This is a genomic window from Vibrio sp. 9-16B-A1, from assembly GCF_056726165.1.
In genome coordinates, this window is the sequence record NZ_JBSDZD010000015.1 from 115933 (window position 1) to 137694 (window position 21762).

Consider the following 21762-nt stretch of genomic DNA (forward strand, 5'->3'; position numbering starts at 1 on the left):
TTGACGTCTCACCCCCGTCAGTGTGAATTTCACAGCTGAAGATCAACCATTGCTGATTGATAGAAGGCAATACCGTTGTTTCCATGGGAAACTTATTGCGTAATATACACTAAACTTTATCTAAATCAATAGATAATGTGTGGAAAGCCAGTTAACGCTTTATCTGCGAACCAATACCGCCTTTCACCATCACCAACTCCGCAGATCTCTCAATAATCAACTGTCAGCAACCGCATAACTCCCGACTAAGCAAGATCGACAGCACCACACCACCAGATCCCCGCTCTCATGCAGATCTTCAACGCACACCCGGAATTTCTAGTAATGGTAAGTCATCAAGCATTTTTGCTGCCGATCACTGTTACGCAGAAAATTTGTGCAATCATACTCTCATTAAGCCACTTGCTCCAGTCTGGTGAAGACATTTTATGGTTTCGTTTATGTTGTTGTTCCGGTGGGAGTAAGGTGGTTGGGTTGGCGCTACCACACCCCCTCTAACTCCCCCTCGGGGAGGGGGAGAACCCGTTTTGTGGTTGTGGTGAGCTGGGTGCTAATGCACGAAAAATCGATTATGGCACCATGTCAAACGAGTTCAGTTTCGGTTACTTTTAAATAACCGCAGAACCAGCCTGCGAAGCTTCCAGACCCAAAACTCGTCATTGTGCCTTGCTTCCTGCTCAAGAACCGGCAAAATCCCGAGCACCGAGCACCGAGCACCGAGCACCGAGCACCGAGCACCGAGCACCGAGCACCGAGCACCGGGCAACCAAACCCGCTCAAAAACCTCCCACCCAACCCACCGAAAACAAGACAAAGATCTCTTTTTCGTTTTTTTGTGCAAAAAAGTCCTTTTTTCCCTTGAAAACCCAGGTATTGTCCCCATTTTGTCGAACAGCGGTTTGAGATTTCAGGTCCCGGCTCGACACGGCGGATGCATATCGCTAGAATGTCGCGTCTGAAAATTCTGTCCTGAGACTGATTCGGAGACAGCTTCTGTAAAGAGGATGTCGCTAAATAGTTCACCAACTGAGACTTGGTGGTTTCAGTTTCCGTTTTTTGAACAGAACAACACAAAGGATGAGGTCACCGAGGGTGACCCGCTCAGCAAGCCTGAGCCAGTATTGAGGTTTATTTATAATGCAAGCTACTGTTGAAACTCTAGAGGGCCTGGAGCGCCGTCTTACTATTACCGTTCCTGCTGCGAACATCGAAGATGTAGTAACAGCTGAACTGCGCAACATCGCGAAAAACCGTCGTTTTGATGGTTTCCGTAAAGGCAAAGTGCCAATGAAGATGGTTGCTAAAATGTACGGCAAAGCAGTACGTCAGGACGTGATGGGCGAAGTTATGCAACGCCACTTCATCGAAGCGATCGTTAAAGAGAAGATCAACCCTGCAGGCGCACCTACTTTTGCTCCAGTTGAAGTAGAAGAAGGCAAAGACATGGTATTCACCGCGTCTTTCGAAGTGTACCCGGAAGTTGAACTGAAAGGTCTGGAAAACATCGTAGTTGAGAAACCAGCTGCTGACGTTAAAGATGAAGACGTTAACGAAATGATCGAAACTCTGCGCAAGCAGCAGGCGACCTGGGCTGAAGTTGAAGAAGCAGCTGAAGACGGTAAGCGTGTATCTATCGATTTCGTTGGTTCAATCGACGGTGAAGAATTCGAAGGCGGTAAAGCTGAGAACTTCCCTCTGGAAATGGGCGCAGGCCGCATGATCCCAGGTTTCGAAGACGGTATCCAGGGCAAGACCAAGGGTATGGAATTTGAAATCGACGTGAACTTCCCAGAAGACTACCACGCTGAGAACCTGAAAGGTAAAGCTGCTAAGTTTGCAATCAAGGTAAACAAAGTTGAAGCTCGCGAACTGCCAGAACTGAACGACGAGTTCGTTTCTAAGTTCGGCGCTGAAGGCGGCGTTGACGGCCTGAAAGCTGAAGTTCGTAAGAACATGGAACGCGAACTGAAGCAAGCTATCAAGACCCGCACTAAAGAGCAGGCTCTTGACGGTCTGGTTAAAGAGAACGACATCGACGTTCCTTCTGCACTTATCGACCAGGAAATCGGCACTCTGCGTCAGCAGGCTGCACAGCGTTTCGGTGGCAACCCTGAAGCTGCTGCTCAGCTTCCACGTGAACTGTTCGAAGAGCAGGCTAAGCGTCGTGTAGTTGTTGGCCTTCTGCTGGGTGAAGTAATCAAGTCTGAAGAGCTGAAAGCTGACGACGAGAAAGTGAAATCACTGATCGAAGAGATGGCGACTGCTTACGAAGATCCAACTGAAGTTATCGCTTACTACGAGCAGAACGAGCAGATGATGGATAACATGCGTAACGTTGCTCTGGAAGAGCAGGCGATCGACGCTATCCTGGCTAAAGCTCAGGTTTCTGACAAAGAAGTTAGCTTCAGCGAGCTGATGAATGCTCAACAGCCTGCATAATTCAGGTTTCTGAGCGCAGAAAGTTGACTTTGTTTTAACTCTTCTGCTAACAATGGTCCGTGTGAGTTAAATCATCCGGGCCATTTTATTTAGGGATATAAGAATATGAGCAACCAAGAAAAAAACGCTATGTCACCAATCATTGACGCGCTTGTGCCTATGGTGGTTGAGCAAACTTCCCGTGGTGAGCGTTCGTACGACATCTACTCCCGTCTGCTGAAAGAACGCATCATTTTCCTGACCGGCCAGGTGGAAGACCACATGGCGAACCTGGTTGTGGCTCAGATGCTGTTCCTGGAGTCAGAGAACCCTGATAAAGATATCTACCTGTACATCAACTCGCCAGGCGGCAGTGTAACAGCGGGTATGTCTATCTATGACACCATGCAGTACATCAAGCCGGACGTCAGCACAGTATGTATCGGTCAGGCTTGCTCAATGGGTTCATTCCTGCTGGCAGGTGGTGCGAAGGGCAAACGCCACGTACTGCCTAACTCCCGTGTGATGATTCACCAGCCTCTGGGTGGCTTCCAGGGTCAGGCGTCTGACATTCAGATTCACGCGCAGGAAATCCTGACCATTAAGAACCGTCTGAATGGTCTTCTGGCTGAGCACACCGGCCAGCCACTGGAAGTTATCGAGCGTGATACCGACCGTGATAACTTTATGGCAGCTGATCAGGCTGTTGAATATGGTCTGGTAGACTCAGTACTGAGTCGCCACGCTGAGTAAGCGGTTTGAGTGCCAGGATGCAGGCGCATTTTGGAACGAAATGTTATAAACTCAAATCAGAATTTGAAAGCTAAGAGGTTAGCGAATGACAGATAAAAGCAAAGAGGGCGGTAGCAGTAAGCTGTTGTACTGCTCTTTCTGCGGCAAAAGCCAGCACGAAGTTCGCAAGCTCATCGCTGGTCCGTCAGTCTACATTTGTGATGAATGTGTTGATTTGTGCAACGATATTATTCGTGAAGAAATCAAAGATGTTCTGCCTAAGAAGGAATCCGCTGCGTTACCTGCGCCGCGTGAGATCCGCGAACATCTCGATGACTACGTGATCGGTCAGGAGCACGCGAAAAAAGTGTTAGCGGTAGCGGTATACAACCACTACAAGCGTCTGCGTAATGGCGATACCACGGCTGAAGGTGTGGAGCTGGGCAAGAGTAACATCCTGCTGATCGGCCCAACCGGCAGCGGTAAGACCCTGCTTGCAGAGACGCTGGCTCGTTTCCTGGATGTGCCGTTTACCATGGCCGATGCAACCACGCTGACTGAAGCCGGTTACGTGGGTGAGGACGTTGAGAACATCATCCAGAAGCTGCTGCAGAAATGTGACTACGACGTAGCCAAAGCCGAGCGCGGCATTGTCTACATCGATGAGATCGACAAGATTTCACGCAAGGCAGAAAACCCGTCGATTACCCGTGACGTATCGGGTGAAGGCGTGCAGCAGGCGCTGCTGAAGCTGGTAGAAGGGACCATCGCGTCCGTTCCGCCGCAGGGTGGTCGTAAGCACCCTCAGCAGGAGTTCCTGCAGGTGGACACCTCTAAGATCCTGTTTATCTGTGGCGGTGCATTTGCCGGCCTGGATAAAGTGATCGAGCAGCGTGTTGAAACCGGCACGGCTATCGGCTTCGGTGCTGAAGTTCGTTCAAAAGATGAAACCAAGACTATCGGCGAGCTGTTTACTCAGGTTGAGCCGGAAGATTTGGTGAAATACGGTCTTATCCCTGAGTTTATCGGTCGTCTGCCGGTAACTACCACTCTGACCGAACTGGACGAAGAAGCACTGATCCAGATCCTGCGTGAGCCTAAGAACGCGCTGACCAAGCAGTACGCCGCTCTGTTCGAGCTGGAAGATACTGAGCTTGAGTTCCGCGAAGACGCACTGCGCGCTATCGCCAAGAAAGCGATGGACCGTAAAACCGGTGCCCGTGGCCTGCGTTCTATCCTGGAAGCGGTTCTGCTCGATACCATGTATGAGCTGCCATCCAACCCGGATGTGAGCAAAGTGGTTATCGATGAGTCTGTAATCAACGGTGAGTCTGAGCCTCTGCTTATCTACGAAGGTAACGACAATCAGGCAGCCGGCGGCGAGTAAAATCTCCGCATCCGCAAACAAAAGGGGGCTATGCCTCCTTTTTTTTTATTATCTCGTTGAATCTCATTTAGTTGCCCCCATATACTGCACATAAACAGAAACGGAAGAGAGAATAATATGAACTTGGAGCGTTCCGAGCGTATAGAAATCCCCGTGTTGCCGCTGCGCGACGTAGTGGTATATCCCCATATGGTTATCCCTCTGTTTGTTGGCCGTGAAAAATCTATCCGTTGTCTTGAATCTGCAATGGACTCCAACAAGCAGGTACTCCTGGTTGCCCAAAAACAGGCTGATACTGATGAGCCGGCCGTCGACGATCTGTTCCAGATCGGTACCGTTGCAACGATTTTGCAGCTGCTGAAGCTGCCTGATGGCACGGTAAAAGTACTGGTCGAAGGCCAGCAGCGCGCCAAAATTCACCAGTTTATCGAAAATGACTTCTTCCTGGCGGATGCTGAATACCTGCCAACGCCTGAGCTTGACGAGCGCGAGCAGGAAGTCGTGGTTCGCAGTGCGATCAACCAGTTTGAAGGCTTTATCAAGCTGAACAAGAAGATCCCGCCGGAAGTGCTGACTTCCCTGAGCGGTATCGAAGACGCCGCGCGTCTGGCAGACACCATCGCTGCGCACATGCCACTTAAGCTGAACGACAAGCAGGAAGTGCTGGAAATCCTGGACGTGAATGAGCGTCTTGAGTTCCTGATGGGCCAGATGGAGTCAGAGATTGACCTTCTGCAGGTGGAAAAGCGTATCCGCAACCGCGTGAAGAAGCAGATGGAAAAATCTCAGCGCGAGTACTACCTCAACGAGCAGATGAAGGCGATTCAGAAAGAGCTTGGTGAGATGGACGACGCGCCGGACGAATTCGAGATGCTGAAGAAGAAGATCGAAGAGTCCAAAATGCCGAAAGAGGCGCGCGACAAGACAGAGCAGGAACTGCACAAGCTGAAGATGATGTCTCCGATGTCAGCCGAAGCGACCGTGGTTCGCAGCTACATCGACTGGATGGTTGGTGTGCCGTGGGCCAAGCGTTCCAAGGTGAAGAAAGACCTGGCTAAAGCCGAAGAGATCTTAAACGAAGACCATTACGGCCTCGAGCGTGTGAAAGAGCGCATCCTTGAGTATTTGGCGGTGCAGAACCGTATCAATAAGCTCAAAGGTCCGATTCTGTGTCTGGTTGGTCCTCCGGGCGTGGGTAAAACCTCGCTGGGCCGCTCTATTGCAGCAGCGACCGGCCGTAAATACACCCGTATGGCGCTGGGCGGCGTGCGTGATGAAGCGGAAATCCGCGGTCACCGCCGGACTTACATCGGCTCTCTGCCGGGTAAGCTGATTCAGAAAATGTCCAAGGTTGGCGTGAAGAACCCGCTGTTCCTGCTGGATGAAATCGACAAGATGTCTTCTGACATGCGTGGTGATCCGTCATCAGCGCTGCTGGAAGTGCTTGATCCTGAGCAGAACAACTCGTTCAACGATCACTACCTCGAAGTGGACTACGATCTGTCTGACGTAATGTTCGTTGCGACGTCTAACTCGATGAACATTCCTGGCCCGCTGCTGGACCGTATGGAAGTGATCCGTCTGTCGGGTTACACCGAAGACGAGAAGCTGAACATTGCGACCCGTCACCTGGTCGATAAGCAGATCAAGCGTAACGGCCTGAAGCCGGATGAGATCGAGATCGACGATTCTGCGATCATCGGCATTATCCGCTACTACACCCGTGAAGCGGGCGTACGTGGTATGGAGCGTGAAATTTCTAAGATCTGCCGTAAGGCGGTGAAGAAGATCCTGCTGAAGCCGGATCTGAAGAAAGTACACGTCAATATGGACAACCTGAAAGAGTTCCTGGGCGTGCAGCGTCACGACTACGGCAAAGCGGACGACCATAACCGTATCGGTCAGGTAACCGGCCTTGCGTGGACCGAAGTGGGCGGCGATCTGCTGACCATCGAAACCGAAGCCATGCCAGGTAAAGGCAAACTGACCCAAACCGGTTGTCTGGGTGACGTGATGCAGGAGTCTATCCAGGCGGCGATGACGGTAGTACGTACCCGTGCTGAAAAGCTGGGCATCAACGCAGACTTCTACGAGAAGCGTGATATTCACGTGCACGTACCGGAAGGCGCAACACCAAAAGACGGCCCGAGTGCGGGTATCGCCATGTGTACTGCGCTGGTATCGAGCCTGACCGGTAACCCGGTGAAAGCGGAAGTGGCCATGACGGGTGAAATTACCCTGCGTGGTGAAGTTCTGCCTATCGGTGGCCTGAAGGAAAAACTGCTGGCAGCGCATCGCGGCGGCATCAAAACCGTGCTGATCCCGAAAGACAACGAGCGTGATCTGGAAGAGATTCCGGACAACGTTATCGCTGATCTGGTAGTAAAACCGGTGCAGTGGATCGATGAGGTTCTTGCGATTGCACTGGAGAAAGACCCGTCAGGTGTGGCTTTCGAGCCAGTAAAATAGTGACGTGCAGCAAAAATAAGTAAAAGAAATACGCTGACAGCCCTTAAAAGGCTTGTCAGCGTTTTTTTAGGGCGCTAAGTTTAATCACCAAGAGCGGCGCCTTTACCCACAAGGGGTTGCTTAACAATAACTAAGTTTTTAATGGAACGAATACCGCCAACAAAAACCTCGGTGGTAGTAAAGGGGAACATAAAGTGAACAAGACACAACTAGTAGAAAAAATTGCAGAAAACGCGGACATCTCTAAAGCGTCAGCAGGTCGTGCTCTGGACGCATTCATCGAAGCAGTAGGTGATACCCTTCAGTCTGGTGACCAGGTTGCTCTGGTTGGCTTTGGTACTTTCAGCGTGCGTACCCGCGCAGCACGTACTGGCCGTAACCCAAAAACTGGTGAAGAGATCCAAATCGCTGAAGCTAAAGTTCCTGCGTTCAAAGCTGGTAAAGCTCTGAAAGACGCGTGTAACTAATTCAGATTGATTGTTTTTTCAGCGGTTAGCCGGGTTGGCTTCCAATACGCTGTTAAATGTCTTTCAAAAATGCGCATCCCTGTGGTGCGCATTTCTTTTTCTGATATTATCGACACCATTCCCGCTCTTTCGGGCACGTCGCCTGGCGGCAATTTTTTGGAGAGTAATTAAGTTATGATGGAGCGATTGCGCGAAGGCGCAAACAGCGTTGCAGTTAAAGTTATTCTGGGGATCATCATTCTTTCGTTTGTGTTCACCGGTGTGAGTGGATACCTCGGCAGCAGCAACAATGCCGCAGCGAAAGTCGGTGATGTTGAGATCAGCCGTGGTCAGTTTGAAAAAGCTTACCAGGACGAGCGTAACCGCATGCAGTCACAGCTGGGTGAGTACTTCACCGCGCAGCTGGCTAACCCTGAATATGTTCAGTTCTTCCGTAAGTCCGTTCTGGACCGCATGATCAACGACATTCTTCTTGAGCAGCACGCAAATTCTCTGGGCCTGCGTATCAGCGATGAGCAGGTTCGTCAGGTGCTTCTGGATACCCCATATTTCCAGAACGACGGCAAATTCGACAAAGAAGTTTACGCCGCTGCGCTGCGCCGTGCTGGTTACAGCCCGGACACTTACGCTGAGTTCGTACGCCGTGATGAGCTTCGCCGCCAGCTGCTGCTTGCTCTTCAGGAGAGTGAGTTCAGCCTGCCAGGTGAAGTGGACGCACAGGGTAAACTGATTACCCAAACCCGTCAGATCCGTACCCTGAAGCTGGACGTGGCTGACTTTGCTGACAAAGTTGAGCTGAGCGACGAAGAGCTGCAGCAGTACTACCAGCAGAACCCTCAGATGTTTACCCGTCCTGAGCAGATGAAAGTGTCTTACCTGGAGCTGTCAGCAGACACCCTGAAAGATACCATCGAAATCTCAGACGAAGCAGCAGATGCATACTACCAGGAGCACCTGGACCAGTACGCGACCAAAGAGCAGCGTAAACTGAGCCACATCCTGGTGCAGGGTGATGACAAAGACAAAGCGCAGGCGATTCTGGATGAGCTGAACGGTGGTGCAGACTTTGCTGAGCTGGCTAAAGCCAAATCTGAAGACCCGGGCAGCGCGCAGGAAGGCGGCTCTCTGGGCTGGATTGAAAAAGGCGCAACTGATCCTGCGTTTGAAGAAGCAGCATTTACCCTGGTTAACGCAGGTGATGTGACTGGTCTGGTGAAATCAGGCTTTGGTTACCACATCATCAAGCTGGACGAGCTGAAAGCGCCTCAGGCGAAGCCGTTCGCTGAAGTCGCTGTTGAGATCAAACAGGAAATGCGTGATCAGCAGGCGGCTGAGCGTTTCTACGAGCTGCAGGGCGACCTTGAGCGTCTGGCGTTCGAATGGCCGGATTCACTGGATAAAGCGGCTGAAGCGATCGACGGTAAAGTGGTTCATACGGACTTCATCTCCCGCATCGACGCGCCAAAACTGCTGCTGACTCCTTCAGTAATGCAGGCGATTCTGGATCCGGAAGTAAAAGATACTGCTCAGAACTCTGCGGTTATCGAAGTGGCACCGGAGCACGTGATCGTGGTTCGTGTTGAAGACTACCGTGATGAGACTGTTCTTCCGCTTGAAGAAGTGAAAGAGAAAGCGCAGGTAGCACTGGCGAAAGCGAAAGCTGAGCAGCAGGCAATGGATCTTGGCAAGCAGCTGGTTGTTGAGCTGTCTGAAGGCAAGACTGATGCACTGGATGCAAGCGGCCTGAGCTTTGGCGAAGAGCAAAGCGCTGACCGTGGCAACGAGTTTGCTCAGGTTGTGTTTGCCCTGCCAAAACCGGTTGAAAGTGGCAAGGTTTACGGTCAGAGCCAGGATGCTCAGAACAACGTGGTTGTGATTGAGCTGTCAGGTGTGGAAGAGAAATCAGAGCCGGCTTACGCTGCTCAGATCGACGCCCAGCTGATGCGTACCAACACCCAGCGTGATCTGGAAGCGACTCTTGCAACACTGCGTGCTGAAGCTGATATCAAGTACTATGTACTGGAAAGCGATCAGTAAGCGCATGTAACTGCGATGACTATCAAACGGGCTGCATATTGCGGCCCGTTTTGTTTTTCTGCCTTTGGTACTTATCAACCGAACTAACGCGCCGCACTCTTGGGTTCACTTTATACCCCTATAAGGAAAATCCAATGAGTAAACTGAAAAGCGTGTTACTGGCACTGATGCTGATAATGAGTCCTTTCATGGCCCAGGCAGAAGAGAGTACTGACAAACATCAGGGCATAGAGATCACGGTAAACATCAATACAGCCTCTGCCGAAGAGCTGGCAACACTGCTGAAAGGCATTGGTCAGAAGAAAGCGCAGCAAATAGTGGAATACCGCGAGGCGAATGGTAAGTTCACCAGTGCAGAACAGCTGGCTGAGGTAAAAGGAATAGGGCTTTCCACGGTTGAGAAAAACCGCGACCGGATTGAGCTTTAAGGCGTCTGTGAGATATGCCGGCCTGTCAGGGCCGGCGTATCAGTTTCTGGATTTCAGGATCAGGGAAAGGGCTGCCGCTACGGCGAGGGAAAACAGCATACTCATCCCCAGTCTGGAGACGAAAAACTGCCAGCTCTCAAACTTGGGGTTGTACTCAAGGAAGTTAAACGGAAAGCCGACAAGCGGATGATGGCCCAGAAGAGGGACCAGCTGAAGTATCACTATTACCGCCAGGATCAGTTGCAGCCTGTATTTGCCTTTCATAAGCAGCCTTTTGCATTAATCACTGTGCCTACCTTACCCCTGAGAAGGCGGACTGGCGTCAGGCGCGGGTCAAAACGTATTTCTGAATTCCAAACACAGCCGCTGCGGCGAGCACGCCAAACAGTGCCCCGGCCAGATGCGCTTCGGTCGCGACGCGGGCTTCGATCAGCGCGCTGGTAGCAGCGGAGGCTCCGACCAGGTTCTCCCATGTCACTTTAGCTGTAAGGCCCGCCAGCAGCCACAGGCTGGTTTTTCTGCTAAGGCCGACCTCTTTCATCGCGTAGTAGCCAAACAGGCCGTGCAGGGTACCGGAGAGGCCGACATAACTGGTAGTGGTGGTTGCCAGCAGGCTTATACCAATCAGCAGGCTGATGAGCATCAGCAGGGTGAAAAATTCCAGCCGCTGCCAGATGGTTTTAAAGAAAAAACAGATCACCGCCAGCCCGGCGCTGTTCATTGCCAGGTGCGCCAGATTGGTATGGGTAAAGTTGCCGCTCAGCAGCCGCCACCATTCGCCGTCCCGGATAAGACTTGCATCCCAGGCAAACAGAGGGTGTAATGCGGGCAATTGTGCCAGCGCCATCAGCAGGCAGGTAAAGATTAAGCCAGGATACACGTAGATTTATGTCCCGTTATTGTTCTCATTGTGGCAAAGCCAAAACCATGTGCATTTGCAGCCTGGTTCAGCCGGTTGGTAATCAGGTTGAGCTTATCATTCTGCAGCATGAGACGGAAGCCGGCAAAGCTAAGGGGACCGCGGCTATCCTTCAGCTTTCGCTCGAAAAATGCCGCACGTTTACCGGTGAAGATTTCAGTGGCCACGAGGAGCTCAATGCCCTGCTGGCAGAGCCGGATGTGGAGCACTGGGTGCTGTTTCCCAAAGAGGGCGCACTGGCGCTGGGCGACAACCATGTTGCCAGTGGCAAGAAGCTCAGGGTGATTTTGCTGGACGGAACCTGGAAGAAAGCCTACAAGATGTGGCAGCTGTCGGAAAACCTCCATTCGCTGCCGTGTGTTGCGCTGCCGGACGATCTCAGTGGTAACTACCGAATTCGCAAAGCGCCGTCCGACACCGCGCTTTCGACCGTGGAAGCCGGTTTCCACCTGCTCAGGCTGCTGGAGCCGGAGTGCCGGCCTCAGCCACTGCTGGAGGCGTTTGACGCCATGATAGAAAAGCAGCTCAGCCGCGTTCCGCCGGAAGTCAGAAAGCGGAACTACGGTGTTTAGTCAGCGGTGTTTAATCTGGGCTTTTAAGTATAAGGGTGGTGCGCCGAAAACAGCTGCTGGTGCAGCCGCTGGGCGTAGCCGTCTGTCATGGCCGAGACATAATCGGCGATCACCCGCATACCTTTGTCGTTTCCTTCTGCCGCAGCCTGCCATTTGTGGCGGGTCGCTTCAGGCAGCAGCCTCGCCGGGTCGGCGCTGAGCGCTTCAAACAGCTCCATCACGATCTGCTGACCTTTGTATTCGACGATCTGCACATCCGGGATCTGTATTACCTGCTCGCTGACAAAGCGTTTGAAAATGCCAAGCGCCGTCTGCATTCCGTCTGTCATCACCGCGTTGTATTTCAGAAGCGGTGCTTCAAACTCTGCGCCCCCAACCGGCTCAACCGACACACTGGTCAGCAGTGCATTGACGATCCCGCCGATGGCGTCTTTACGCAGATAGTGCTCACCGGAGAAGAGCTTTTCTCCCAGTGACTGAATGTTGCTTTCAAACCAGTCATCCCCACACTCGGCCAGCAGGCTGGCGGCGCACTCCTGCCACTGATTGCGGGAGACGATACCCAGAACAATCGCGTCTTCGAGATCGTGGACACCGTAGGCGATGTCATCGGCCAGCTCCATAATCGAGCAGTCGAGCGACATAAAGCGGGTTTTGCGGTGTTTGTCGTCCGCGTAGTGGCTCTCGCGCATGGCAGAAAAGGCGGCAAGGTCAGAATCGCTGAGCGGTTCCAGCACCCAGTCAAACAGTGCCTGGTCCTGGTCATAAATGCCTTTGGCCGGCAGCCAGTCACCGGCGCGCAGCTTTCTTGGGGTGCTGACCGGCTGTGGCAGCACTTTGGCCCGGGTCTGGCTGAGCAGGGCCGGGTATTTCATCAGCCCGAGTACGGTGCGCCGGGTGAGGTTCATTCCGTGGTGCTGGGTGTAAGGTTCAAGCCGGGTCACGATACGAAATGTCTGGGCGTTGCCTTCAAAGCCGCCATACTCGCGCATCATATAGTTGAGCGCTACTTCACCACCGTGGCCAAACGGCGGGTGGCCAATGTCGTGCGCCAGGCAGAGTGCTTCCATCAGGCTGGCGGTCGGCAGAAGGCCCGAGAATTCGGGCTGTTTGCGTTTGAGTTGGGCGCGAATACCGGAGCCCAGCTGAGCCGCTTCCAGTGAGTGGGTCAGCCGGGTGCGGTGAAAGTCATTAGTGCCGGTGCCGTGCACCTGGGTTTTGGCCTGCAGGCGGCGAAAGGCCGCGGAGTGGAGAACACGCGCCCGGTCACGCTGGAACGGGTCCCGGTGATCGTCGCGGCGCAGTTTGTCTTCGGCGCCATAACGGGCGTGCCAGATAGTGGTGTTTGGCGTTTGCATGCGTTTCTCCAGCTTCTTGCGCAGTTACTTTAAACTTTACAGTCAGTTAGCTGATTTCGTCCAGAGACATACTGAAACTTTCGGCAAAGGTGTTGAGAAAATAGCGCATTTCCGGGCTACCGCGCTCTTCCAGGGTGTTTTCCAGGCGCTTTTTCGCCTGTTCAAACTCGTGGTTTCCCGCAGACAGCTCTTCCAGACACTTGAGGTAGGCACAGATGGTATCGGCCTGCTTGACGATCTTCGCTTCTTCCGGGTCGTTACTGTCAGAGATCAGAAACGACTCAAAATCTTCCCTGAACTCTTCAGGCAGCATGGAGAGCAGCTTCTGCTCTGCGGCGGCTTCGATCTTCTTGTACTCTTTGGCGATATACGGGTTGTAATATTTGACCGGAGTTGGCAGGTCGCCGGTCAGCACTTCACTGGTATCGTGGTACATACCGAGCAGGGCAGCGCGTTCCGGGTTGACGTTGCCACCATACTTTTTGTTTTTGATAAGCGCCAGCGCGTGGGCGACAAAAGCGACCTGAAGGCTGTGTTCTGAGATGTTTTCATTGGTTATCGAGCGCATCAGAGGCCAGCGCTGGATAAGCTTCATACGTGCAAGATGAGCGAAAAAATGACTGCGGGACATAAGACTGCTTTGAATCGTTATTGTTGGTAAGGCAAGTATAACTGAGCGCGCCGGGTGGCGCGCTCGTCAGGTGCACAGTTTTTGCTGTCAGCAGTTACTGGCGATAGCTGTGCAGGAAGCGCTCAAGGCGGCCGATGGCGGTCTCAAGGTCTTCGATATGCGGCAGGGTTACGATGCGGAAGTGATCCGGTTTTGGCCAGTTAAAGCCGCTGCCCTGAACCAGCAGTACTTTTTCCTGAGTCAGAAAATCGAGCACAAACTTCTGGTCGTTGGTGATATTGAATTTCTTCACGTCCAGTTTCGGGAACAGGTACATGGCGCCTTTTGGCTTCACGCAGCTGACGCCCGGGATCTGGGTGATCAGTTCATAGGCTCTGTCGCGCTGTTCGAGCAGGCGTCCGCCCGGCAGGATCAGCTCGTTAATACTCTGGTAGCCGCCAAGCGCGGTCTGAATCGCGTGTTGCATTGGTACGTTGGCACACAGGCGCATTGAGGCGAGCATCTCAAGGCCGGCGATGTAACCGGCAGCGGTATGCTTGGGACCGGAGATAAACATCCAGCCGCCACGGAAGCCACATACCCGGTAGGCTTTTGACAGGCCGTTAAAGGTAACGGTCAGTACGTCCTCAGACAGGGTAGCCAGCGAGGTGTGGGTTGCGCCGTCGTAGAGCACTTTGTCGTAGATTTCGTCTGCAAATACGATCAGTTTGTGCTGACGGGCGATCTCCAGCACTTCCAGCAGGAAGTCACGGCTGTAGACGGCTCCGGTCGGGTTGTTTGGGTTGATCAGCACGATACCCCGGGTTCTCGGGGTGATTTTGGCGCGGATATCGTCCAGATCCGGATACCAGTCTGCCTGTTCATCACACAGGTAGTGCACCGCTTTACCGCCGGACAGGGAGACGCCAGCCGTCCACAGAGGGTAGTCCGGTGCCGGAACCAGCATTTCATCGCCGTTATTCAGCAGAGCCTGCATTGCCATCACGATAAGCTCGGATACGCCGTTACCGATGTAGACGTCTTCCACATCCAGATTGAGCAGACCTTTTTTCTGGTAGTGCTGTACCACGGCTTTACGGGCCGAGTAGATGCCTTTTGAATCGCAGTAGCCCTGAGAAGTGGGCAGGTTACGGATCACATCGACCAGGATTTCATCAGGGGCGTCAAATCCAAACGGGGCCGGGTTGCCGATATTCAGCTTCAAAATTTTATGCCCCTCTTCCTCCATGCGCTTAGCATGTTTGAGTACAGGACCCCGAATGTCATAGCAGACATTATCGAGTTTTGACGACATCCCGATATTTTCCATTATAAATTTCCCGTTTTTAATGATATTAATTCCTTAACCTACACTATTTTTTACTTCGATAGAATAAATATCTGTCAAATGGCCGAAATTAGAGAATACGTTTGTTGCCGCTATAGATTGTGTGTAACCGATTGGTGCGCTGAGTTTCGCCATTTGATGTCAGCGGCCCGCAAATTCCGGGCGATAGCCTTGATCTCTCAGCGCGCAACCAATAGAGTATCCCTCTTAAAATAGTACTATGATCGTTCCATCAGTGAGTGAGGTGGGTTTGTCGCACTTCCAGCAGACAATTAGCGCGTTAATTTCGCGTGTTGAAACGGCGCCTGAAGGCACCACCCGGTTAAGTGAAAGCTGTCATCCTGAGCATGGTTTTTCCTGTATCGACTGGCTTGATACCCAGCCTCTCTATCCCAAATTTTACTGGCAATCCCGTGATACCCGTGAAGAAGTAGTGGCACTGGGGCAGGAGTACGTGTTCAGCGATCCGGCTCCGGCTTATGCGGTGCTCAGCAAAGGCCAGCGTGTGTGGGGTGGTCGCTCTTTTGATGGCCACAGCGATAAAAACCGCCGCTGCATGCCGTCGTTCTTCTTTCTTCCTCAGATTGAACTTGTCCGCAATGACCAGAGTTGGTCTTTGTGTGTGAATCTCAATGGCGGCAAAGAGAAAGCCGTTATGGCACTTAAGCGTCTTGTGGCCGAAGCCCGTACGATTCAGCATGTTCCGTCTCACGTTACTTCTGTTACCCATACACCGGAGTATCCGCAGTGGAGTGAAATGGTGGATGACGCGCTGGATAACATTCAGGCTGGTGCGTTTAAGAAAGTAGTACTGGCAAGGCGCTCGGTGGTTAAGCTCGACAACGCTATGTCTGCTGCGCAGCTGTTAAAAACCAGCCGTGAGCGTAATCATCACAGTTTTCATTTCCTGCTGGCGATGGACGATAAGCTGGCCTTTATCGGCTCGACCCCTGAGCGTCTCTACAGCCGTTATGGCACAGAACTGTACACCGAAGCCCTGGCCGGCACTATCGGCCGTGGCGCGGATGCCCAGGAAGACCTGGCGCTGGCCAACTGGCTGACTAATGACCAGAAAAACCTGCAGGAAAACCAGTATGTGGTGGACGACATTGTTGAGTCGCTGACACCGCATGCTACCGGTATTGATGTGCAGGCGGAGACGCGTCTGGTGCGTCTGCGTAAGGTTCAGCACCTTAAGCGCGAGATTCAGGCACAGCTGAAATCCGGGATCAATGGCGTGCAGCTGTTGTCTGCGCTTCAGCCTACCGCCGCGGTGGCTGGTTTGCCCCGTGAAGATGCGCTGGCCTATATCGCGGAGAAAGAACCGTTTGCCCGTGGCTGGTACGCCGGTTCGGTGGGTTACCTGAGTCATGACAGGGCAGAGTTCTGCGTGGCTATTCGCAGCGCGCTGGTTCTGAGCGATACCATTCATCTGTTTGCCGGAGCCGGAATCGTACCGGGTTCGGACAGCCAGTTTGAGTGGCAGGAGCTGGACAGGAAAATGTCGACTCTGCTGTCGCTTATTACCGAGCAATCCAGACTGGGTGTGGCGTCATGACCGCACAGGCGGCGATGAACCGCAGCTGGAGCTACCTTATTCTTGAAGAGCTGTACCGCAGTGGCGTAAGACACGTATGTGTCGCGCCGGGTTCCCGCTCGACCCCGCTTACGCTCGAAGCCGATCTTCATCCCGGGCTTGAGTTACACAGTCACTTTGATGAACGCGGCCTGGGCTTTTATGCGCTGGGGCTGGCTAAAGCCTGTCAGGCACCGGTCGCGGTGGTAGTCACTTCCGGCACCGCAGTCGCAAACCTGCTTCCGGCTGCGGCTGAAGCCGCGCTGACCGGTGAGCCGCTTGTTCTGCTGACCGCAGACCGCCCGCAAACCCTGATTGACTGCAGCGCTAACCAGGCGATAGATCAGTCCGGTATTTTCAGCCGCCACGTTTGCTGGTCACTGGATCTGCCGTCTCCGGCTGAAACTGTTTCTCCGTCCTGGCTGCTGACCAGCCTGGATCAGGGCCTTGAACGCCAGCACCGCGAAGGCGGCGCGATTCAGGTTAACTGCGCTTTTCCTGAGCCACTTTATGGCGAAGAGGGCCTGGCGCTTTCCCATCCTTATTACGAGCCACTGTCGGCCTGGATTGAGGGCGATAAGCCTTACTGCCAGTCTCACCCGGGTGAAGTGTTACCGGCACGGGCACCTGCGCAGTGGTGGGATAAAAAAGGCGTGGTTGTGGCCGGTAAGCTGCCGCTGAATGAAGCACTGGCGGCCAAAAAACTGGCTGACAAGCTCGGCTGGCCACTGCTGTGTGATATTCAGTGTGGCGTTGGCAGTCGCTGGCGCAACTATGATCTGTGGCTGCAAAATCCGGCGCTGAATGGGTTTCTCAGTCAGGCCGAAGTGGTCATCCAGTTTGGTGCCAGACTGGTGTCCAAACGATACGGACAGTGGCTGAAAGCGGTCTCCGCACACGCTGAGTACGCGCTGATTGACGCCAGCGATAAACGGCTCAATCCGGACCATCTTCCCCAGCAGCGTTTTGTGGCATCGCCACAGGCCTGGGTTAAGGCTCAGTTGAGCGCTTTGCCGGGTGAACCTGCTGGTTATGGCTGGGCAGAACCGTTGGCCGAAGCACTTTGTCAGGTGCAGCGCGATATTGCCGCGTTGCCGGGTGAAGAGGCGCAGGAGCTCAACACCGCAAGGGAGCTGATGGAGTGGCTGCCGGATGAGGGGGAGCTCTTTATCGGCAACAGCCTGATGGTTCGCCTGCTCGATATGCTGGCTTCACCACAGGAGCGCCAGACATACAGTAACCGGGGCGCATCGGGTATCGATGGCCTGATTGCGACCTGCGCCGGGGTGCAGAGCGGGGCAGATAAACCGCTGCTGTGCGTGATTGGTGATACTTCGCTGCTGCATGACCTTAATTCGCTGGCGCTGCTGAGAAATGTCACCAGACCCGTAGTGGTTCTGGTGGTCAACAATGATGGTGGGGCGATTTTTGACCTGCTGCCGGTACCGGAGCAAAAGCGTACCGCACTCTATCAGATGCCGCATGGACTGGGCTTTGAACACGCAGCGGCAATGTTCGGCCTTTCATACCTCAGTCCGCAGACGCTGGAGCAGTGCCGGAATGCAGTAACAGAGCATCTGGCCTCTGGCAGCGGCACACTGCTGGTGGAAGTGGTGACAGAGCCGCAACAGGCCTCACAGCAGCTTCGTCATTTGAGTCAGACGATTACAGCCCATGCTTTCGACTCACTGGCTTAATCCACCCACATCTTCAAATCAGCACCATCCGGTGCTGGTTTTTGTTCACGGCCTGCTTGGCGATCATCAGGACTGGACAGATACCTGCCATTATTTGCCTGATTTCCCTTGCCTGGCGGTGGACTGGCCCGGCCACGGTAAATCTGCGCTTGTTGCGGGCGAAAACTTTGAATCCTGTTGTCAAAGGCTTAGAGCCAGTCTTAAAAATGTGATCGGACCGGGCAGGGAACTGGTGTTGTGCGGCTACTCTTTAGGGGCCCGGATAGTGATGTACGGGATCTGTTATGACCAGTTTGAAGATCTGAGCATTAAAGGTGCGCTGCTTGAGGGCGGCAACTTCGGCCTGGAAACAGACACAGAGCGCCAGGCACGGTTGAAGCACGATAAAAAATGGGCCTGGCGGTTTGAATTCGAACCAATTGAGCAGGTCTTGAGCGATTGGTACACCCAGCCTGTATTCAGGTCACTAAATCAGACTCAAAGAGAAGCATTGATTAGACAGCGTAGCCATAATAGCGGCCCGGGGATTGCAGGGATGTTGAGGGCAACCTCTCTTGGGAGGCAGCCATACCTGCTGGAGAAGCTGAAAGCACCGGGTAATCCTCCGCTGCACTATGTATGCGGCGCAATGGATACCAAATTTTCGGCCCTTGCGGACAGCAGTGGCCTGAAGGTCAGCCGGATTAGTGCGGCGGGCCATAACGTTCACCACGAGCAGCCGGAAGTGTTTGCTCAGGTGGTGAGAGATTTTGTTGCAGAGCAGGAGCTTTGCAAATAACGGGCGAGTATGCCCCGTAATCAGATTGACCGGGCCGGGAAGGGCCCGCTTCGCATTTACTCAGGAAGTTATCAATGAGAGAAGCCAAGCTATACAAGTATTGCCTGCCAATGGACAGTGGCGTGATCCTGCGCGAACAACGGGTAACCGAACGCCAGGGATATATTATCGAACTGCGTGAAGACGGCCGGGCAGGGTATGGTGAAATTGCCCCGCTGACCGGATTCAGTGAAGAAACCCTGGAAGAGGCCGGCATCGCCGCCAGTACCCAGCTGGAGATCTGGCAGCGCGGACAGGATTTTGATTTTGACGCCCTGCCGCCATCGGTAGCCTTTGGCCTGTCTGTGGCGGAAATGGAGCTGAAAGGTACCCTTCCGGCAGAAGGTAACTACGAATCTGCTCCGCTGTGTATCGGTGATCCAGACGCTCTGTTGCCGGTTCTGAACAAGATGTCAGGTGAGAAAGTCGCCAAGATCAAGGTGGGTCTGTACGAGCCGATCCGTGATGGCATGATCGTCAACCTGTTCCTGGAATCTATCCCGGACCTGACCCTGCGTCTGGACGCAAACCGCGCCTGGACGCTGGAAAAAGCCAACAAGTTCGCCCAGTACATCAACCCGTCTTACCGCCAGCGCATCGTCTACCTGGAAGAGCCGTGTAAGAACCCGGGTGACAGCTTCACCTTTGCGATTGATACCGGTATTGCGATTGCCTGGGATGAGACTCTGCAAAAAGCGGTACGCGAACCGGACTTCCGTCTGGCTGAGCTGACCGGTGCCAAGACGATTGTGATTAAGCCAACCCTGATCGGTTCGGTGCAGCGCATTCAGTCTCTGGTCGCGGATGCAGAGCGAATGGGCATGAAGGCGGTGATCAGCTCAAGCATCGAATCAAGCCTTGGCCTGTGTCATCTGGCCCGTATCGCCAAATGGCTGACACCAACCCAGCTGCCCGGGCTGGATACCCTGAGCCTGTTCCGCAAGCAGCTTGAAGTTGCCTGGCCGGGCAGTGATCTGCCAATGGCAACCCTGCAGGATCAGCAACTGATTCAGCATTTCGTATGATTTCACTGCTTGGGCAATGGGCGGCTCAGCGGCCGGACTCGCTGGCACTCTCTTATGGGGAAACCCACTGGAGCTGGGCTCAGCTGTCTGAAGAAGTGGAGCGTTATCAGGGCGCACTGGCCGGAGCCGGTCTTGAGCCGGGTGACGTGCTGGCGGCGGTTGGGAAAAACAGTCCGGAACTCCTGCTGACTTACCTTGCCTGTGTGAATGCCGGGGTGATTTTCTCCCCGATCGCTCCCGCACCCGAAGCGGTGCTTTCGGGCAAACTGGCCACTGCCGGTGCCAAATTTGTTTATGGTACAGATGCCCTTGCCGGGGTGAGCGTGTTCTTACCAGACGGAAAACCAGCGTCTCCCCGTCATGCGTATCAGCCCGAAACGCTGACTACCCTGATTTTCACCTCTGGCTCCACCGGTCAGCCCAAAGCGGTGGCGCACACCTGCTACCAGCATCTTGCATCAGCAAAGGGGCTGATTCAGTGCCTGCACTACAAACCGTGGCACAGCTGGCTGCTGAGCCTGCCGATGTATCACGTCTCCGGCATGGCGATTGTGTGGCGCTGGTTGTCCGTTGGTGCAACCCTGGTTCTGCCAACCGGCGATCTGCTGGCAGACCTGAACTCTGTTACCCATGCTTCACTGGTTCCCACCCAGCTGCAAAGGGCGCTCGACAGCGGCCAGGAGCTGCGTCTTGAGCGGGTGTTGCTTGGTGGCAGTTATATCCCGGTTGCCCTGTGTGAACAGGCGAAAGCCGCGGGGATGGACGTCTGGCTTGGCTACGGCATGACCGAAGCGGCCTCAACCGTTACCGCCAAGCAGGCCGACGGTAAAGAGGGCGCAGGGCATCTGCTGCCGGGTCGTAAACTGAAAATTGAAGATGGCCGCATTTATATTGGCGGTAACACCCTCGCCAGTGGCTACTGGAACAAGGGTAAGCTGACCCCAATCACCGCTAAGGACGGCTGGTATGACAGCAAAGATCTCGGCGAGTGGCTGCAGGGTGAGCTGAAAGTGCTCGGCCGGGCTGACAACCAGTTTATCTCCGGCGGTGAGAATATTCACTGCGAAGAGATAGAAGCCGTGCTGCTGAAACATCCCCGCGTGACTCAGGCGTATGTGGTGCCGGTGGAGGACAAAGAGTTTGGCCATCGCCCGGTGGCGTTTGTTGTGCGGGAAGAATCGGTGTCTGACACGGACCTGGAGCAGTTCTTTGTGGAGCGCTGCGAGCGCTTTAAACGCCCGGTGGCGTATTATCCGTTGCCGGAACTGAGCGGGCAGGGGATTAAGGTTTCCAGGGCTGAGCTTAAGGCGTGGCTCAGGAAGCAGAGGAAGACCCTCTGAACGAGCTTCCATACATCGAACTTGATTCAGGATCTTCTGTCAGCGTGTCGTATCGTTAAAGCGCCAGCAACTCAATGTACTCGCTGCAACAAAGAAGAGTCGCTACCGCGAGGTGAGCTTTATCCTTGTGGAGAGTGGATCCTGAATCGCGCTTAACCTACAGAGAGCAAGGTAAATTAACGGGAGCGCGTTCAGGATGACACTGTGTTCGTTGGTGCTTTGTGCCGGAGGGAGCTTTTATGCTTTCGGATGGTTTATTCAATAAGAGCTGTGTTGTTTGATATGCACGTACTGTTTCCACACGCCGGGTCATCCTGAACTTGATTCAGGATCTTCTGTCAGCGTGTCGTATCGTTAAAGCGCCAGCAACTCAATGTACTCGCTGCAACAAAGAAGAGTCGCTACCGCGAGGTGAGTTTTATCCTTGTGGAGAGTAGATCCTGAATCGCGCTTAACCTGCTGAGAGCAAGGTAAATTAACGGGAGCGCGTTCAGGATGACACTGTGTTCGTTGGTGTTTTGTGCCGGAAGAAGCTTTTATGCTTTCGGATGGTATATTCAAT

The 21762-nt window shown here is 53.6% G+C and carries 18 protein-coding genes; 13 read left to right on the forward strand and 5 right to left on the reverse strand.

Annotated features, from left to right (window positions below):
* Nucleotides 1-1137: 1137 nt before the first annotated feature.
* The 7 genes from tig (at nucleotide 1138) to ACVB80_RS20630 (ending at nucleotide 9938) form a co-directional block, all read left to right on the forward strand.
* Nucleotides 1138-2439, forward strand: a complete 1302-nt coding sequence (gene tig / locus ACVB80_RS20600) for a trigger factor (RefSeq protein WP_481083167.1) — start codon at nucleotides 1138-1140, stop codon at nucleotides 2437-2439.
* Between the two features lie 105 nt (nucleotides 2440-2544).
* Nucleotides 2545-3171 (forward strand): ATP-dependent Clp endopeptidase proteolytic subunit ClpP, encoded by a 627-nt coding sequence (gene clpP / locus ACVB80_RS20605; RefSeq protein ID WP_481083168.1) that lies wholly within the window; start codon nucleotides 2545-2547, stop codon nucleotides 3169-3171.
* Nucleotides 3172-3256: 85 nt separating this feature from the next.
* Nucleotides 3257-4537 carry an ATP-dependent protease ATP-binding subunit ClpX gene (clpX, locus tag ACVB80_RS20610; RefSeq protein WP_481083169.1) on the forward strand — a complete coding sequence of 427 codons (1281 nt, stop codon included), beginning with the start codon at nucleotides 3257-3259 and terminating at the stop codon, nucleotides 4535-4537.
* A 117-nt stretch (nucleotides 4538-4654) separates the two neighbouring features.
* Nucleotides 4655-7006: an endopeptidase La gene (gene lon / locus ACVB80_RS20615; RefSeq protein ID WP_481083170.1), complete on the forward strand. Its 2352-nt coding sequence runs from the start codon at nucleotides 4655-4657 to the stop codon at nucleotides 7004-7006.
* Nucleotides 7007-7200: 194 nt separating this feature from the next.
* The gene (locus ACVB80_RS20620) at nucleotides 7201-7473 is read left to right on the forward strand and encodes an HU family DNA-binding protein (RefSeq protein ID WP_481083171.1); all 273 of its coding nucleotides are present in this window, start codon (nucleotides 7201-7203) and stop codon (nucleotides 7471-7473) included.
* A gap of 174 nt (nucleotides 7474-7647) precedes the next feature.
* A complete protein-coding gene (gene ppiD / locus ACVB80_RS20625) occupies nucleotides 7648-9510 on the forward strand; it encodes a peptidylprolyl isomerase (RefSeq protein ID WP_481083172.1) in 1863 nt (620 codons plus the stop codon).
* A gap of 134 nt (nucleotides 9511-9644) precedes the next feature.
* Nucleotides 9645-9938: a ComEA family DNA-binding protein gene (locus ACVB80_RS20630; protein WP_481083173.1), complete on the forward strand. Its 294-nt coding sequence runs from the start codon at nucleotides 9645-9647 to the stop codon at nucleotides 9936-9938.
* Between the two features lie 39 nt (nucleotides 9939-9977).
* On the opposite strand, the gene ACVB80_RS20635 is transcribed toward ACVB80_RS20630, so the two are convergent.
* Together ACVB80_RS20635 and rrtA are read right to left on the reverse strand one after the other, a co-directional pair.
* Nucleotides 9978-10202, reverse strand: coding sequence for a hypothetical protein (locus tag ACVB80_RS20635; RefSeq protein WP_481083174.1), 225 nt, complete (start codon nucleotides 10200-10202; stop codon nucleotides 9978-9980).
* 58 nt (nucleotides 10203-10260) lie between these two features.
* Nucleotides 10261-10818: a rhombosortase gene (gene rrtA / locus ACVB80_RS20640; RefSeq protein ID WP_481083175.1), complete on the reverse strand. Its 558-nt coding sequence runs from the start codon at nucleotides 10816-10818 to the stop codon at nucleotides 10261-10263.
* 8 nt (nucleotides 10819-10826) lie between these two features.
* Here rrtA and ACVB80_RS20645 point away from each other — a divergent pair, with 8 nt between their 5' ends.
* Nucleotides 10827-11429 carry a tRNA-uridine aminocarboxypropyltransferase gene (locus ACVB80_RS20645; protein ID WP_481083176.1) on the forward strand — a complete coding sequence of 201 codons (603 nt, stop codon included), beginning with the start codon at nucleotides 10827-10829 and terminating at the stop codon, nucleotides 11427-11429.
* Between the two features lie 23 nt (nucleotides 11430-11452).
* Here ACVB80_RS20645 and ACVB80_RS20650 read toward each other — a convergent pair whose 3' ends face one another.
* From ACVB80_RS20650 to ACVB80_RS20660, 3 genes are all read right to left on the reverse strand, one after another.
* Nucleotides 11453-12799 (reverse strand): anti-phage deoxyguanosine triphosphatase, encoded by a 1347-nt coding sequence (locus ACVB80_RS20650; RefSeq protein WP_481083183.1) that lies wholly within the window; start codon nucleotides 12797-12799, stop codon nucleotides 11453-11455.
* 34 nt (nucleotides 12800-12833) lie between these two features.
* Nucleotides 12834-13418 (reverse strand): 5'-deoxynucleotidase, encoded by a 585-nt coding sequence (yfbR, locus tag ACVB80_RS20655; protein WP_481083177.1) that lies wholly within the window; start codon nucleotides 13416-13418, stop codon nucleotides 12834-12836.
* A 94-nt stretch (nucleotides 13419-13512) separates the two neighbouring features.
* Nucleotides 13513-14727, reverse strand: coding sequence for a pyridoxal phosphate-dependent aminotransferase (locus ACVB80_RS20660; protein WP_481083178.1), 1215 nt, complete (start codon nucleotides 14725-14727; stop codon nucleotides 13513-13515).
* A 268-nt stretch (nucleotides 14728-14995) separates the two neighbouring features.
* Here ACVB80_RS20660 and ACVB80_RS20665 point away from each other — a divergent pair, with 268 nt between their 5' ends.
* The 5 genes from ACVB80_RS20665 to menE all read left to right on the forward strand — a co-directional run bounded on the left by ACVB80_RS20665 (nucleotide 14996) and on the right by menE (nucleotide 21200).
* Nucleotides 14996-16303 carry an isochorismate synthase gene (locus tag ACVB80_RS20665; RefSeq protein WP_481083184.1) on the forward strand — a complete coding sequence of 436 codons (1308 nt, stop codon included), beginning with the start codon at nucleotides 14996-14998 and terminating at the stop codon, nucleotides 16301-16303.
* Complete coding sequence (menD, locus tag ACVB80_RS20670) at nucleotides 16300-18018, forward strand: 2-succinyl-5-enolpyruvyl-6-hydroxy-3-cyclohexene-1-carboxylic-acid synthase (protein ID WP_481083179.1); 1719 nt, start codon at nucleotides 16300-16302, stop codon at nucleotides 18016-18018. The genes ACVB80_RS20665 and menD overlap by 4 nt, the downstream gene beginning before the upstream one ends.
* On the forward strand, nucleotides 17996-18796 hold the full coding sequence (gene menH, locus ACVB80_RS20675) for a 2-succinyl-6-hydroxy-2,4-cyclohexadiene-1-carboxylate synthase (RefSeq protein ID WP_481083180.1): 801 nt from the start codon (nucleotides 17996-17998) through the stop codon (nucleotides 18794-18796). Before menD ends, menH begins: the two co-directional genes overlap by 23 nt.
* Before the next feature lie 74 nt (nucleotides 18797-18870).
* Nucleotides 18871-19860 carry an o-succinylbenzoate synthase gene (menC, locus tag ACVB80_RS20680; protein WP_481083181.1) on the forward strand — a complete coding sequence of 330 codons (990 nt, stop codon included), beginning with the start codon at nucleotides 18871-18873 and terminating at the stop codon, nucleotides 19858-19860.
* On the forward strand, nucleotides 19857-21200 hold the full coding sequence (menE, locus tag ACVB80_RS20685; protein ID WP_481083182.1) for an o-succinylbenzoate--CoA ligase: 1344 nt from the start codon (nucleotides 19857-19859) through the stop codon (nucleotides 21198-21200). The genes menC and menE overlap by 4 nt, the downstream gene beginning before the upstream one ends.
* Nucleotides 21201-21762: the final 562 nt, after the last annotated feature.